This window comes from Empedobacter brevis NBRC 14943 = ATCC 43319 (assembly GCF_000382425.1).
Taxonomy (GTDB): Bacteria; Bacteroidota; Bacteroidia; order Flavobacteriales; family Weeksellaceae; genus Empedobacter; species Empedobacter brevis.
Window position 1 is genome coordinate 1 of record NZ_KB908294.1, and the last position, 16583, is coordinate 16583.

Consider the following 16583-nt stretch of genomic DNA (forward strand, 5'->3'; position numbering starts at 1 on the left):
ATGTTTAATAATTTGGTTGGCTTTAATCTGTGTTCAAAATCGTTAGCATTCCATAATTGGAAATTGACAACTTTTTCATTTCTGATTGTTCCGCCACAATCAATAAAATTCTTATTGATTTGTCCCACTTCGGTAACGTGGAAATGTTCGGGAACAAACGTTCCGTTCTCTAACTGAAATTCAACATTCTCTAATGTTGGCAAGATTTCTTTGATTTTTGATAGTTTCATATTAACTGAATTTTAAGTGGCACATTAAATGATATATTGCAATATAACGATATTGGATATTAAAAAAATGCTATGAACAGCACTTGGTTACTTTTACCTCCTGATTGAAAAACGCATTAAATTCCTGTTGAATTTCATTCCATACTTTTTCATCAATACAATAGCAAACAGATTTTCCCTCAATCGTACCCTGAACGATACCAATGTTTTTTAATTCCTTTAGATGTTGTGAAATGGTTGCCTGTGCCAACCCTAATTCCTCAACCAAATCGTTACAGATGCAGGCATCTTGATTGATGATATATTGAAGTATGGCAATCCTTGCAGGATGTGCCAAAACCTTAAACTGAGAAGCCAACTTATTCTGTTGGTCTGTAAATATTTCTGATTTAGTAAGTCCCATAGTTTACATTTTTACATCGCAATATTACGATAATAAATTTTAAGCACAAAATAGTTTGTGAAAATTTATGTTCCAATACCAATTCTTTACAAATCTTCATTTCGATTTTCAGCTACAAATAGTAAAACACTGCCTTTCAAAGCCAAACCCTGCCACTTCTTCAAAGGGGCTTATCTACTGCTATAATTTTAGGCTTCAAGCAAAATTCTAAACAAAAATTATAGTATGGATACACAGCAAAAAGACCTATCGTATTTCAGGTTACGATTACAAGAATTATTAAACACCAGCTTCCCCGAAAAAGCAAATGACCAAAAATTTATTGAGCAACGTTCTTCGTGGGCTACCAATGCCTACGAGGGGGCTTTTAGTTCGGGAAACGCTATTGAGCAATGCAACGAAATAGCCAATTACATACTTTTTGAGGGCTTGCATTTCTCCAAATTCGATACCGTGTTTCAGGTGGTATGCAATGAGTTTGATACCATAATGGCAGACGAGGAACTGCGACCGTTCGCCCTTAAAATGTTTTCTGTTTGCGAGCCTGTTTTCTCCGGCTATGAACTGACCTATGATTTCGCATACGGTTTTGAGTTTGACCTGCTCTATACCGAAATAACCGGAACCATCGCAATATGGATAGAGGAAAATGGGCTTCAGTAAAAAGCAACATCTCCAACAGAACATTGATGCCCTGCGAATTGCTTTTAAACTGGAAAAGGAGAAACGACAAGCCACCGTAGGCGAAAGACTGCTAATGATGCAATACAGCGGATTTGGCGGTCTTAAATTCGTGTTGAACCCCATAGCGAACGAAATAGACATCAATAATTGGAGAAAAACAGAACACGACCTTTTCCCGATTACGCAGGAACTCCACCAGCTGCTCAAAGAAAATTCAGAAGACGAAAAGCAATACCGCAGGTATGTGGATAGTATGAAAAGCTCTGTTCTGACGGCTTTTTATACACCGCCACAGGTCATAGATGCGATTTCCGCAACTTTGCGTGAAAGCGGTCTGAACATTGATAAATTCCTCGAACCCTCCGCAGGTATCGGGTCTTTCATACAATCCTTTTCAGAAAATAAAAAAGCCAGTGTTACTGCTTATGAAAAGGATTTGCTCACAGGCAAGATTTTAAAACAGCTTTATCCCGAAAGCATAATCCGTATAAGCGGTTTTGAGGAAATCCCCGAAAAGGGACAAAACAGCTTTGATGTAATCGCCAGTAATATACCGTTCGGCGATACTTCCGTCTTTGATTTATCCTATTCCCGAAGCAAGGACAGTGCAAAAGTACAGGCAGCCCGAAGCATACACAATTACTTCTTTTTGAAAGGTGCTGATATGCTCCGTGAGGGCGGTTTGCTGGCTTACATTACTTCACAGGGCATTCTGAATAGTCCGAAGAACGAGCCGATACGCAGGGCGTTGATGCAGGATAATAATTTGGTTTCGGCTGTCCGCTTACCCAACAACCTGTTTACGGAATATGCAGGAACGGAGGTTGGCAGTGATTTGATTATTCTGCAAAAGAACACAGCAAAACAAAGTCTGACCGAAAGGGAAGATCTGTTTTGCCAAAGCAGGCAAACAGAATACAATGCTCCGGGCAATGCACTCTTTCAGGACAGCACAAGAATTGTGCATACCGATAGAAAATTAGATACCGACCCTTACGGACAACCTGCACTCATCTATATTCATAAAGACGGCGTTAACGGAATTGCCAAAGACCTCAAACAAATGCTTTCCGAAGATTTTGGAAAACATCTGAATTTGAGTTTATATAGAGGCGAACGGAACGATGAGCCTGTAATACAAATTCCAGCTACTCCAAAGGTAACACCTCCAATTGTCGAACCTGTAACCATTCAGGCGGAAATACAACCTTTATCAATCAATCGGGAAAGCCCGCAGGAATTAAAACAATTAAGCATTTTCGACCTGTTTGAAAATGCGGACGAACCTGTAATGGTTGTTGCTCCGCCCAAAAGAACGACACAAGTTAAAAGGCAAAGCACCAATAAAAGAAGAGGTGCAATGGGTCGCCAACCTGACCTGTTCAGTAGTGCGATACAGCAACCTTATACACCTCCGATTACCAATAGAACTGCCAACGGAAGCCCATCTACCAATGGCAAAAAACAGGAAGCCATCGGCGACCTGTTTTCGGGTATCAACGGGAATGGCCAAGCTGATAAGCCAGCCGTTCCCGACACCATTCCCGAACCTGCTATGTATAGTGGCAAACTGCATCCGTTCCACCGTAACGATAGCCTTGTCGTGGATAATGGTTGGGTCGGTCATCTGCAAGATGTAGATACATCAGACGGTACGGCAGTTTTCCACCCTTTGCAATTACCGACCTTACAGAAAGCAAGAGCCGAAGCGTATATCGAGGTGCGTGATATTTACCAACAGCTTTACACTAACGAAGCAGAGCTTCAGACCGAACACAAAGAAGAAAGGGAAAACCTTAACCGTTTATACGATGCCTTTGTTAAAAGATACGGCAACCTCAACAGTGCCGATAATATCAAGCTCATTAAAACGGATAGTTCCGGTAAGGAAATTCCTTATTTGGAACGTGTTATTGGGGGTGTTGTACACAAAGCCGATATATTCAGCAGACCTGTTAGTTTTTCTACCATAACCATAGCAACGGATAATCCCGAAGAAGCATTAGCGGCTTCACTGAACAAATACGGAAGCGTGGATTTGGACTATATGTCCGAAATCAGCGGTATTACCGATGATGCTTTGAAAGAAGCCTTACACGGTCGTATTTACTACAATCCTCTGCAAAAGGAATACGAAATATCCGAACGGTGGATTGCAGGTAACGTAGTGGAGAAAGCCGAAGAGGTACGAACCTACCTCGAACGCAATCCCGATGACAGCGAAGCCAAAACAAGCCTTACGGTTTTGGAAGAAGCCCGCCCAAGACGAATTGAGTTTGAGGAACTCGATTTTAATTTGGGCGAACGCTGGATACCCACAGGCATTTACGCCCGATTTGCTTCACATCTTTTTGATACAGATGTACTCGTTCATTATTCTGAAAGCTCCGATGACTTTTCCGTAAAGTGTGACCGTAAGAATTTGCATATATGGGAGAAATACGCTGTCAAAGCAGAAAGCCGGACGTTTGACGGGGTTGCCCTGCTCAAACACGCCCTTGTCAATACTACGCCTGATATTACCAAAAAAATTACGGTTGGCGACCAAGAGGTCAAAGTACGGGATATGGAAGCCATACAAATGGCGAATACCAAGATTGACGAAATCCGTACCGCCTTTACCGATTGGCTGCACGCCCAAAACGATGAGTTTAAAAGTAGGCTGACCGACCAATACAACGATACCTTTAACTGCTTCGTCCGACCTAACTATGACGGAAGCCATCAGGACTTTCCGGGCTTAGACCGTAAGGCATTGGGCATTGAAGACCTGTATTCAAGCCAAAAGGACACGGTTTGGATGATTAAGCTAAACGGCGGTGCTATCTGCGACCACGAAGTAGGTGCAGGAAAAACGTTGGTAATGTGTACGGCAGCACAGGAAATGAAACGTTTGGGATTGGCACACAAACCGATGATTATCGGGCTGAAAAGCAATGTTCACGAAATTGCCGAAGCCTACCGCACTGCCTATCCACACGCTAAAATCCTGTTTCCGGGCAAAGAAGATTTTACGCCCCAAAAACGCCTGCGAATTTTCGGGGATATTAAAAATAACGATTGGGATTGTGTAATCCTCACACACGACCAATTCGGAATGATACCACAATCGCCCGAAATACAAAAGGAAATACTCGAAATAGAATTGGACAGCGTAGAGCGAAACCTCGATGCACTGGAATCGCAAGGCAAGGAAGTTACCAGAGGTATGCTTGCCGGAGTAATCAAGCGGAAAGAAAACCTCGAAGTCAAACTCAAAACCCTGCAACACGATATTGAAAATCGCAAAGATGATGTGGTGGATTTTAAGATGATGGGCATTGACCATTTGTTTGTGGACGAAAGCCACCAATTCAAAAACCTGATGTTCAACACAAGGCATACAAGGGTTGCCGGATTGGGCAATGTGGACGGCAGCCAAAAGGCATTGAACCTGCTCTTTGCTATCCGTACCATTCAGGAACGCATCAATGCGGATATGGGAGCAACTTTCCTTTCGGGAACGACCATAAGCAACTCACTAACGGAACTGTACCTACTTTTTAAGTACCTGCGACCAAGAGCATTGGAAAAACAAGGCATTCACTCTTTTGATGCGTGGGCTGCTATTTATGCAAGGAAAACGACCGATTATGAATTTTCTGTTGCTAACAACATTGTAGCAAAAGAACGTTTCCGATACTTTATCAAAGTGCCGGAGCTGGCACAATTCTACTCGGAAATCACAGATTACCGAACGGCAAAAGATATAGGAATTGACCGCCCCAACAAGAACGAGGTTCTTTATAACATATCGGCCACACCTGACCAGGAAGCGTTTATCCAAAGTCTGATGCAATTCGCCAAATCGGGAGATGCCACTTTGTTGGGAAGAGCACCTTTATCTCCATCGGAAGAAAAAGCAAAGATGCTTATCGCAACGGACTACGCCCGTAAGATGTCGCTCGATATGCGTATGGTAAGCGGTATGTACGAAGACCACCCCGATAATAAGGCTTCGCATTGTGCGGCAAACATTGCCAAGTATTACAACCAATACAATGCACAGAAAGGAACGCAATTCGTTTTCTCCGATTTGGGAACCTACAAGCCGGGCGAATGGAATGTGTACTCCGAAATCAAACGCAAGCTCGTGGAAGACCACGGCATACCTGCACACGAAGTCCGGTTTATACAGGAGGCTAAAAATGATAAGCAACGTAAGGAGCTTATCAAAGGTATGAACGAGGGAAAAATCAGGGTGTTGTTCGGTTCTACAAGTATGTTGGGTACAGGTGTGAATGCACAGAAAAGAGCCGTTGCGGTTCATCATCTGGATACGCCGTGGCGACCGAGTGACCTTGCCCAAAGGGACGGTCGGGCAGTCCGAAAAGGCAATGAGATTGCCAAGTTCTTTGCCGACAACAAAGTAGATGTGATTATTTATGCCGTAGAAAAATCATTGGATAGCTACAAGTTCAACCTGTTGTATAATAAACAGCTATTTATAGACCAATTAAAAAATAACAATCTCGGCAAACGGACTATTGACGAGGGCAGTATGGACGAAAAATCGGGAATGAACTTTTCGGAATATGTGGCTATCCTGTCGGGAAATACAGACCTGTTGGATAAAGCCAAGTTAGAAAAACAGATTGCAGGATTGGAAAGCGAAAAACAGGCGTTTAACCGTTCCAAGTTCAGTGCCAAATACAAGCTGCAAGACTTTACGGAATTGCTGGATAGTACGCAATCCCGATTAAACAGAATGAGCCTTGATTGGGGAAACTTACAGCAACGCATACAAAAGCGTTCGGATGGCACAATTGCAAATCCTGTACAGTTGGACGGTTTACCGCACAATGCGGATATTAAACAAATCGGTGCAAAGCTCAACCAGCTTTCGGACAAAGCCCGCACCGGAGGTCAGTATGAAGAAATCGGTAGTTTGTACGGATTTACGCTGTTGGTAAAAACCGAAATGTCCGAAAAGGAGGGCGTGGATATACGGGTAAACCGATTTTTGGTACAAGGCGAGGGCAATATCAAATATACCTACAACAACGGTTTAATCGCTAAAGATGAAAAGCTGGCTGCTGTAAATTTCCTTAATGCACTGGAGAAATTGCCCAGCTACATCGAGCAGGAACAAAAGAAAATTATAGAAATAAAAAAAGACTTACCTGTTCTCCAGGAAGTTGTCAATGGTACTTGGTCTAAGGAAAGCCGGTTGAGCGAACTCAAAACGGAACTGGCTGGCATTGAACGGAAGATACAGTTATCTATTACGCCGGAAACTAAAGAAGAACCTGCGGAACAAACCGAAAAACAAACTTCCAATATTTCGGAGAATATTGTACGGACTAAAGGTATTCATTTACCTCGTGGGGTATTGTAAGAATACTTATTGTATTTCGTCCTCTTCGTCCATTTTTTTAAGCAGGCTTTCTTTAAGGCTGTCAAGGAATTTGGTGCGGTTTATTTTTCGGGATTTAAGTTCCATAAACGTATGATAAAAGTCGCCTAAACTGATATTGAATGTGCTTTCAAATGTTTTGGCGATGGCTATTATATCTGCATTGCCAAATGCACCCTGCGAATGGAGTGAGTAAATTAACTCGGTTAATGCTGTTTTGCTTTCTATCCAATTTAAAGTAAAACTGTTAGACGGTTTCTTCTGATTGTTATTGTTTAGTTGGTCTTCGATATAAACTTGTATGAGGTCGTTGGCGATAATCTTTGCCGCTTTATAATCGTGGGAAGTAGAAAATCGATGGTCGGTTTCAAAAAACACAGTATCCAAGCTCAATTTTATATCGTGTTTGCCCCGTACAAATAGCTTATCATCAATAAATGAGTTATTCGTCCGGTAATATTTATAAAATTCAAGGTTGTTGTCAAAATACCTTTTAAGCTTTTTCAATTCTTCGTTTAGATATTTCCTGTTCGGTTTTGTACCGTATGGCTTCTTTGTTTCGATTTTATAAATAGCATTATAATAAATTAGTTTTGAAACGATAGCAGGTTTCTGATATTTGAAAAAATGTATTTCCTCATCAATATTTTTAAACCCTCTATTTAAAACATATTCCTTTATTTTAGACAAGCTTTTAAGGATGATATCTATAATCGCTTCTATCCGTTCAATAGAATAATCGGCTTCAATCTCTAATTCGTTGATTGATGTTTCCAGTTTCTTTATCGTTTCATTGTAATATTTATCCATTCAGTTTACTTCTTGATGTTTGAGTTATAAATGGAGAAGCCTAAATTTGTTATTATATTTAGGCATCATCCAGTTTATAGAAATAGAGAATGTTCAAGCATTTACTAATATCATACAAAGCATTCACGAACTGCACTTTTGGAATTACGATTACTCCAGTAAATTGTATTCTTGCTTTAAGTTGATATTGTTTCACTATAGTTTCTATTGAAAACAACCCACACATTTTACGCTGTCAGGGATAATGAGCATACGTTTATAAGGAATGGGGTGATGGCATTTAATACAGATACCAAAGCTCTCATCATTGATTTTTTGTAAAGCATTTTTTAATCTTATCAATTTGCTTTCAGCTTCACGTAAACTGGCTTCCAACACACTTTTATTGTTAATGGCATCCATTCTACTAATTCTTCCAATAGCAACATCGGGGGCTACAGGTTTGGTCATTTCCTTGTAGTCCGCAATGTCTTTTTTAGTTTTGGCTATTTTTTGCTCGATTGCAGTTTGCAATTCTGCTTTTTCTTCCTGTGTCATAAGAAATTATTTATCCAACATCACTTTGTAAGTGGGGTCTTCAATAATATTTATTTCGATAACACTTTCAGCATTTTTCAATAATTGTCTACAGTCCTGACTTAAATGACGCAAATGGATTTTTTTGTTTTGTTTAGCGTAGCGATGTGTCAGTACATTAAGTGCTTCAATAGCAGACATATCCACCACTTTACTTTCTTTGAAATCAATAATGACTTCTTCGGGGTCATTAAGGATATCGAATTTTTCAGTAAAGGCTGTTGTAGAACCAAAGAAAAGCGGTCCGAAAATTTCATAATGCTTTATTCCTGTTTCGTCAACATATTTTCTGGCACGAATACGTTTTGCACTTTCCCAAGCAAACACTAATGCGGAAATGATAACACCGATTAATACGGCTAATGCGAGATTATGTAAAACAACCGTAATCAGAGCGACCAGCATACCAACGAAAATATCGTGTCGTGGCATTTTATTGATGATGCGAATACTTGCCCATTCAAACGTACCGATAGCTACCATTATCATCAAACCTGTAAGAGCTGCCATAGGCACTTTTTCTATCAGACCACTGCCAAACATAATAAAAATTAACAAAGCCACAGAAGCGATAATTCCTGACAACCGTGCCCTTGCACCACTGGAAATATTGATTAAACTCTGACCAAGCATAGCACAACCGCCCATTCCTGAAAAGAAACCAGATAAAATATTAGCGGTTCCTTGTGCCACAGCTTCTCTATTACTATAGCCTCTTGTTTCAGTAATTTCATCTATGATATTTAACGTAAGCAAACTTTCAATCAGTCCCACACCCGCAACTATTGCGGCATAAGGAAAAATGATTTGAAGTGTTTCTAAATTAAAAGGAATAGAAGGAATATGAAACGGGGGAAAACCACCTTTTATTGACGCAATATCGCCAACGGTTTTAGTGTCTAATTTAAGAAAATACACCAGTCCAAATACAACCAAAATAGCAGTTAGAGATGCCGGAATAGCTTTGGTTAATTTTGGCAAACCCCAGATGATAAGCATTGTTAGAGCTACTAAGCCCAAAAGGATATACATATTCGAACCAGTAAGCCAATTGCCGGAAGCGTCTTTAAACTGGTCGAGCTGCGACATAAAAATGATAATCGCTAAACCGTTCACAAAACCAAAAATAACAGGATGTGGCACTAATCGAATGAGCTTTCCTAATTTTAGAAATCCCGCTAACATCTGAATAAGACCAGCAAGGATAACGGTGGCAAAGACGTACTCTACACCGTGGGTTTTTGCTAAAGCCACGATGACAACTGCGATTGCACCTGTTGCTCCTGAAATCATTCCGGGACGACCGCCTAATATAGAAGTAACCAGCCCCATCATAAAGGAGGCATATAAACCAACTAATGGAGAAAGTCCTGCAATTAAAGCAAATGCTACCGCTTCAGGAACCAATGCCAAGGCTACGGTAATACCTGATAACACTTCTGTTTTGTAATCTACCTTTTGTTTGAAATCAAACAAATTAATGATTTTTTGCATAATATATATAGAATTAAAATTGTTGAAAAGGCAATGAGCCGAAAGTGAAACTTTCGGATGCGACAAAGCGACCAATAAATTAAATTGGGAAAAAGAACTGCTAACCGCCTATCAAGGCGGAGTAACTTGAGAAGATATTTGTGTTGTTCTTTTCATTAAGTTTGCAAAACTACGGTTATTTTTTTACATCTACAATAACTATAAATGCTCTTTATCTAACCCTTTCTTCAAAAAAAAACGTAACCGTACTATTTTCTTTTCTTTCTGATAAATTAAAATTCAATCAGAATCCGAAAGAGAATACTTACGAAACAGCTCTTTTTTCATATTACCCTTGTTGCACCAAATGTTGCAAGTTTGGGTCATTTTTGATACGCTCCATTTCGCTTTCAATAATATTTACAATGTCTATTTTTATCTGACGGTAATTGCTTTCAATTTGCTGTTTCATTTTATCTTCTCCGTGTTCATTAACAAATGATAGGATTTCCGGTATCTTCTGATATACTTTAGTTTCTGCGGCAACTTTTTCATTGTCCACAACAATTTCAGCGTGAAATATTTTTTGCTCAATACGTTCATCAAAATTGTCCGAAACTGAACCCACAAACATTCCTTGTGTAAGTGTTGAGATTTTAGAAGCCGGAATAAGGCTGTCTAACTGTGTGGAGATAGAAGTAGATTTATCATTCCTGTTAATCGTCATACTTTGGCGTTTCTGCAATACTTTTCCGAAACGTTCCGAAAGGCTCTTTGCCGTTTCGCCAACCACCTGACCACTGAATATATTACCTACTGTATTTTGAATTACTTTGCTCTCTTTGTCGCCGTAATCCCTTGTTAATTGCGAAAAATCCTGAAAGCCCAAACACACAGCCACCTTATTACTTCTCGCAGTTGCGATGAGATTGTCCAGTCCTCTAAAATAAATTGTTGGCAACTCATCTATGATTACGGAACTCTTTAATTGCCCTTTTTTGTTGATGAGCTTAACAATTCTCGAATTGTACAAGCCCAAAGCTGCGGAGTAGATATTTTGACGGTCGGGATTATTACCAACGCACAAAATTTTAGGCTCTTTGGGGTTATTGATGTCGAGCGTAAAGTCATCGCCAGTCATAACCCAATACAACTGTGGGCTAATCATTCTTGACAAAGGAATTTTTGCCGATGCAATCTGTCCCTGCAATTGGTCTTGCGCTCCGGATTGCCACGCATCCATAAAAGGCGACAAATAATTTTCCAAATCGGGATAGGAAGTTAAAATCGTAAATACGTCCGAATACTTTTTGTTAAGCAATTCAATGGCGTGTGGGAAGGTACAATATTTACCGTCCTCATAGATTTTCAGATACCAAATAATGGCAGCTAATAGGATAATTGGGCTTTCCACGAAAAAATCCCCTTGCTTCTGTATCCAGCTTCGATTGAGGTTCAGCATTATGGTATAAGCCGCTTCATAAGCATCCGAAATGTCCGTCATAAAGTCTGGGTTCAAAGGATTACAACGGTGGCTCTTGCGTGGGTCATCGAAATTTATCACATAGAATTTTGGTTGAACTTTGTACTTATCTTGGTGCTTCAATAAATGATTGTAGGCAATGGTAGAAAGGTCGTCAAACTTGAAATCGTAGATGTACATTGCAAAGCCTTTCTCAATCTGTTGCTTTATATAGTTGTTTACAATTGCATAGCTCTTCCCCGAACCAGGCGTGCCCAGCACAATTGATGCCCTGAAAACATTGACTACGTTAATCCAGCCATTGTTCCATTTTCCTTTGTAATAAAACTTTGTGGGCAGGTTAACGGAATACTCGTTTTCCATCAGCTTGGTTTCTTGCTGAAAGCTCTCGTTTTCATTATTGAAAACATCGTCCATCAGGTTGGTACGAAGCAATCGGCTCATCCATACACCTGCCATCAGCAAAGCGATATAACCTAATGAGATAGTAAGAATATACAGAAATGTGCCTATTACCGGAGATAGTTTTAACAACAGTGTGTTCAGAAAGAAAAGCACAAAACCAACGCCCAAAGCCACGTAAATTTTAGACCAGGTTATCTTCTCATTCTTTACGCCTTTCGTTCCTAAACAACTTAAAGCAAGCAATACCAAAGCAAAGGCTTTAGTATATAAGGTATGTGAAAATAAACCTGCTGTTCTATCGAAGTTGCCTAATATTTTGTTGATTATTTCCAATGTCCAGCCACATTCCATAAAGAAACCGTAGCAGAACCAATAAAGGTGCATCAGTACCAAAAGAATACTTACTGCCCTCATAAAAGCCATTATTTTGGCTAAACCTCTTAAATCGTCTTCTCCCTGCATTATTTTTTAGTTTTAATGTTCGGGCGTGAATTTAAAGGCTCTACATAGTGGCTATAAGAATGTGGCAGTCAATGGCGGTGCGTGGCTGTGTTTGGCTGAATACTATTGCTGACCTATTTTGCGTTTACGTTTCTTCTTCATTTTGTTGGCAAAATCCTGTTCCTCGTAATCTTCGCCCTGTGCTTCGGGCAGTAAACCTCCCAATGCTTCAATCAAACCATCTTCGTGTTTGTCCGTAGTTAAGAAGTCGAACAAATGGTGTGGTTCTTCCGCAGGAAGATCCGCATTATTTGATGTGGATATTTTTGGTGGTTGTACGGCAGGTTCTTTAATATCGGGTTTGATGTTATTGTTCCAATAATCATTAAAGGTATTGGCAGAAAGTTCTGTTCCTAAACGTGAACCGTTCCAAACCGCTTTGGAATTATGGTCAATAAATGTGATACCATAAATACGCCCTGTATCATTCCTGCGTACCACTACATTAATGCCCTGTTCGCCTAACTGTTTTTTAAAAGCCTGCTCATCACTTGTGGTTTGCAGGGCAATAGTAACGGCAGCTTTAATGGTAGGTTTTGTCGGGTGGTCTTTTAAATTCTCTTTGCATTTTGCAAAATGCAATTCCAAAGCCGGAAGCCCTGCATTTTTACCAAACAACGAAGCCTTGAAAGGATGCCCGGCTCTTTCGCCTTTTTCATTTAAAGGAATGTACAGTAAACCCTGCCGTAGCTGTCCCTGCAATTCGCCCTCCACTTTTTCGGTGGTAACATTAAACAGGGAAAGCAAGGCATTGTATTCGCCCAAAGTCTGAAACTTATAATAATTCGGCAAGTGGCGGACTACTGAAGCAATTTGACTTTTTATATCGCCTGCTTTGTAATCTACCGGACGGAAAACCTTGTCGTTCTGCTTGTGTTCTTTATCGGTTGCGGGTATCAATTCGTGTTTCCTTTCGAGTTCACGGCACACATTCATCGACCGCATTTTTTCAAACTTGTCAGAGATTTTTTTACCATTCTCGTCCACACAAACCGATACGATATGAATATGCGAACGGTCAATATCGGTATGCTTAAAGACTACAAAAGGCTGTTCGCCGTAACCCATTTCCCGCATATATTCTTCCGCCATTTGCCGAAACCTGTCATCGCTAACCTTATCTTTCGGGTCGGGATTGAGCGAAATATGCAACGTATGCTTTTCCGTATTGCGGTTGGCAATCAGGTAAGGAGCAAAAGATTGTGCTAATTGTGCAACGGAATAATGACCGTTAGCGGTTTCAATCATCTTATGGGCAAACAAAATTTTTCCGTTTTCATTCTCCACTTTAAGCTGATTGTACGCCAATGCTCCGTATAAATTTCCGCTTCTGCCGATTTTCGCTATCATTTCTAAGGCTGTTTTTTCAGATGTTTTGCTTCAAATTCCTCACTTATCAGAATGATTTTTTGGCATAGCATTGCCATTTCAGCCGTTTGTTTTTCCAATTTGTAAAGGAACGCTGCGGCTTTTTTCTCGGAAAAATGTTTGTACAGCAGCTTTACAACCTGATTATAATTCACGCCTACGGAACGAAACTGGCTATGAAACGAGGTCAACCGCATATAAAAATCAACCGTTCCTTTGTCAATCTTAACCGATTTCATTTCCTTATTGAACAGTAGGGAAATGATAAACTTCGCTTTATTGGGCATTCCCGATGCTTCAAAAAGCGATAAAAGTTTGGCATTTTCTCCGTCTGTAAGACGGAAAACGTGGCGGTGGATGCTTGGGTCGGTTTTCGGTATCCGCCCGCCCTTATTCTGTTTTTTGTTACTGTTCTCGTTCATCACTAATCCATTTTTAATCCACACAAAACCTCGACTTCGGAGAGCGTTTTCTGCCCCCTGCTAAGGGCAAGTTGTTTTGAGGCACTAACTCGGTTTCGAGTGCCTCAAAACACAACTTGCCGTGTTCTGTTGAACACAAAAATCCGCCCTGCGGGACGGATTAAATGTAACAGGAAAAAACGGCTCGAAGCCGTTCCTGTTGCCCTCCATTTTGTCAAAAGACTTTTGCATAAATCCGTTAATAAAAATCATTGTACAAAGTAAAGCCCTGCCTGTAAGAGTATTGCAATGCGATACCCGGACAAACTCTGCCTTTGAACGCCAAACACTGCCACACCTCAATCAGCGGATAAATCAATCGCTTTATTTGCCGTATAATTTTAGTGCAGGTAGTAAAAAATGTATTTCAACAAAGAAGAAAATCAGGTTTGCAAATAGGCAGTTTGGAATAAAAGCATAAGGTTTTAAAAGCATAAAACAATAAAAGTGTAAAAGCGGTAAAGCAATTTACCTATTGTAAGGTTTGCCACTTGCTAAAGAATGTGCCTGACAAGGCAAAAATGAAAGCAAATATCTGTGCAGGAAAGTACGCAAAAGGGAATGCAGGAATATAGGAATGAGGTAATAATCAGATAAACCAATATTCAATCCTGCAAAACAAATAAAGTGTGTAACAATAAATTTTTAAATAATGGAAACAACAAAGAAAACTTTAAAAATCAGCTTCTCCACCCAAAAAGGCGGTGTGGGAAAATCTACAATGACCACCTTGCTGGCAAGTGTGCTTCACTACCGTTTAGGTTTTAATGTGCTGGTGATGGACTGCGACTTTCCGCAACACAGCCTGACCAATATGCGTGAACGGGATAAGAGAACCATAATGCAGAACGACTACCATAAAAAGGCGGCAATGAAGCAGTTTCAAGCCATCAACAAAAAAGCGTACCCGATTATCAAATGCAAGGCTGAAACAGCTCTGGAGAAAGCATCGGAATACAGAAGCCAGTCGGCGGTTGTGCCGGATGTTATTTTCTTCGACCTGCCAGGAACAGCCAATACCAAAGGTGTACTGACGACCTTAAAAAAAATGGACTTCATCTTTTCGCCCATTACTGCCGACCGTTTGGTAGTGGAAAGTACATTGGGCTTTACCAAAGCCTTTCTCGGACTTCCCCAAACGGACGAGGGCAATCCCGAACAAGAGATGTGGCTGTTCTGGAACCAAGTGGATGGCAGGGAAAAAACAGGTTTGTATGATGCGTATCAAAGTGTCATCAAAGAACTCAACCTGCCCATAATGGAAACAAGGATAATGGACAGCAAGCGTTTCCGAAAGGAAACAGACGACACAGGCAGTTATGTATTCAGGTCAAGTTTGCTGCCTGCCGAACCACAGTTAATGAAAGCAACTAAAATGGATTTGTTTGTCGAGGAATTTTTAAAAATCACTCATCTATAAAAATAGTAAAGTATGGCTTCAGATAACAAAAACAACGATTTTGAAAAGCCCAATGTTGATGAGGAATACCTTATGAACGTCATAAGCGGCGATGAGCCTGTTGCTCCACCGACCATTAACAAAAAGCAGGATGTACCAAAGGAAAACAAGCCCAGGGAAAAAGCCCGTAACAGTTCATCAAAGAAAGCGGACTACGAGGAAACGTTTTTGGTCAATCGTTTTCCATCGGGGCGTAATGGCAAGGTCGTTTACATACGCCCTGAATACCACGAAAGATTGCTCCGCATCGTTCAACTGACAAAGGAAGAAAGAACAACGCTCTACTCTTACATTGACAATATTCTTGAACATCATTTCAGGGAGTACGGGGACGATATTACCGATTATTTCAATGAACATTTTAAACCCATTCTATAATGAAGAAAGATAAAAAGAACAGGAATACTGTTGCAACCGGCAGCAACTCCGATACAGTTAGCAATACAGCTAAAACAACCTATGAAAACGCATTTATACAAATGAATAAAATGCAGAAAAGAGGCAATAAAAGCATATACCTAAGTCCTGAACATCACGAGCGTTTAACCCGCATAGTCCAGATTATAGGCGATGATAAAATACCCTTGTTTGCCTATCTCAATAATATTCTTGAACATCATTTTAAAGTATTTGAAGATATGATTACAAAAGAGTTCAACGAAAAGTACAAAGGCTTGTTTTAAAAAACCTACGTTATGGAAATAGTAATTGTGATATGCCTGCTGATAGTCATTGTCCTGCTTTTACAGGATAAGATTGTCATTAAGAAAAGGACAAAACAAGAACCTCCGCAGAAGAAAGTCAATCCGAACCTGCCCGATATTATGGGGCAGCCAAAATCCGTAGAACGCCTTTCAATGCCAAACGCTGCCAATGAACGCCAAATTGAGGAACCGGAGATAAACCCCGCTAATTTAGACATTGAATACGACGAAAATGAAAACGTCGGCATTCAAATCCGCAAGGAAGAGCTGGACGAAGTTTTCAGTAATATACCTGATTTGGAGGAAGAGGAAGAAGATTGGAACAGGTACGGAATATCCGGTGGCGATGACGGTTTTGCCCAAGGGGTTACCTTTGAAGAACTAAGCTCCGTGGGGGTGTTGCTCCAAAAAGAAGAATTGGAACCAGCCCAAAAGGAAACAGCGATAGCCATAGTTCAAAAAATACAGGGAACCGAATTATTCAGCCTATTGGAGAATTCTATGGAAGATGCTTCCCGAAGAATAGCCGAGCTTTTGGATAGCACCCTTTCATCTGAAACGGAAGACAGTTCTTCCACTTTGCGGAAAAGTGATTTGAGTGATTTTGACATTGGGGAGTTTGTTTAGGCAA

General features: G+C 40.4%; 14 protein-coding genes. 6 read left to right on the plus strand and 8 right to left on the minus strand.

Annotated elements, in window-relative coordinates; all coding sequences use genetic code 11:
• Together H277_RS0107035 and H277_RS0107040 are read right to left on the minus strand one after the other, a co-directional pair.
• The coding region (locus tag H277_RS0107035; protein WP_019974879.1) for a DUF6428 family protein at positions 1-230 on the minus strand (230 nt) is incomplete at its 3' end.
• A gap of 70 nt (positions 231-300) precedes the next feature.
• Positions 301-633: an ArsR/SmtB family transcription factor gene (locus H277_RS0107040; RefSeq protein WP_019974880.1), complete on the minus strand. Its 333-nt coding sequence runs from the start codon at positions 631-633 to the stop codon at positions 301-303.
• Between the two features lie 225 nt (positions 634-858).
• On the opposite strand from H277_RS0107040, the gene H277_RS0107045 reads away from it, so the two are divergent.
• Complete coding sequence (locus H277_RS0107045; RefSeq protein ID WP_019974881.1) at positions 859-1296, plus strand: DUF1896 domain-containing protein; 438 nt, start codon at positions 859-861, stop codon at positions 1294-1296.
• Positions 1283-6694, plus strand: coding sequence for an N-6 DNA methylase (locus tag H277_RS0107050; RefSeq protein ID WP_019974882.1), 5412 nt, complete (start codon positions 1283-1285; stop codon positions 6692-6694). Before H277_RS0107045 ends, H277_RS0107050 begins: the two co-directional genes overlap by 14 nt.
• Positions 6695-6700: 6 nt before the next feature.
• On the opposite strand, the gene H277_RS0107055 is transcribed toward H277_RS0107050, so the two are convergent.
• From H277_RS0107055 to mobA, 6 genes are all read right to left on the minus strand, one after another.
• Entirely contained in the window at positions 6701-7522 is an 822-nt protein-coding gene (locus H277_RS0107055; protein WP_019974883.1) for an RteC domain-containing protein, read from the minus strand.
• Positions 7523-7726: 204 nt separating this feature from the next.
• Positions 7727-8059, minus strand: coding sequence for a TraR/DksA family transcriptional regulator (locus tag H277_RS0107060; RefSeq protein ID WP_019974884.1), 333 nt, complete (start codon positions 8057-8059; stop codon positions 7727-7729).
• 6 nt (positions 8060-8065) lie between these two features.
• Positions 8066-9592, minus strand: a complete 1527-nt coding sequence (locus H277_RS0107065; protein ID WP_019974885.1) for a SulP family inorganic anion transporter — start codon at positions 9590-9592, stop codon at positions 8066-8068.
• Between the two features lie 328 nt (positions 9593-9920).
• The gene (mobC, locus tag H277_RS0107070) at positions 9921-11921 is read right to left on the minus strand and encodes a conjugal transfer protein MobC (protein ID WP_019974886.1); all 2001 of its coding nucleotides are present in this window, start codon (positions 11919-11921) and stop codon (positions 9921-9923) included.
• A gap of 102 nt (positions 11922-12023) precedes the next feature.
• Positions 12024-13310, minus strand: a complete 1287-nt coding sequence (mobB, locus tag H277_RS0107075; RefSeq protein WP_019974887.1) for a conjugal transfer protein MobB — start codon at positions 13308-13310, stop codon at positions 12024-12026.
• A gap of 2 nt (positions 13311-13312) precedes the next feature.
• The gene (gene mobA / locus H277_RS0107080; protein ID WP_019974888.1) at positions 13313-13750 is read right to left on the minus strand and encodes a conjugal transfer protein MobA; all 438 of its coding nucleotides are present in this window, start codon (positions 13748-13750) and stop codon (positions 13313-13315) included.
• 691 nt (positions 13751-14441) lie between these two features.
• Here mobA and H277_RS0107085 point away from each other — a divergent pair.
• From H277_RS0107085 to H277_RS0107100, 4 genes are read left to right on the plus strand one after another with little or no spacing between them, the layout of a single operon-like run.
• Positions 14442-15209 (plus strand): ParA family protein, encoded by a 768-nt coding sequence (locus H277_RS0107085; protein ID WP_019974889.1) that lies wholly within the window; start codon positions 14442-14444, stop codon positions 15207-15209.
• A gap of 12 nt (positions 15210-15221) precedes the next feature.
• Positions 15222-15626 carry a DUF3408 domain-containing protein gene (locus H277_RS0107090; RefSeq protein WP_019974890.1) on the plus strand — a complete coding sequence of 135 codons (405 nt, stop codon included), beginning with the start codon at positions 15222-15224 and terminating at the stop codon, positions 15624-15626.
• Positions 15626-15931, plus strand: a complete 306-nt coding sequence (locus H277_RS18760; protein WP_019974891.1) for a DUF3408 domain-containing protein — start codon at positions 15626-15628, stop codon at positions 15929-15931. The genes H277_RS0107090 and H277_RS18760 overlap by 1 nt, the downstream gene beginning before the upstream one ends.
• A gap of 12 nt (positions 15932-15943) precedes the next feature.
• Entirely contained in the window at positions 15944-16579 is a 636-nt protein-coding gene (locus H277_RS0107100; protein ID WP_019974892.1) for a hypothetical protein, read from the plus strand.
• Positions 16580-16583 lie beyond the last annotated feature (4 nt).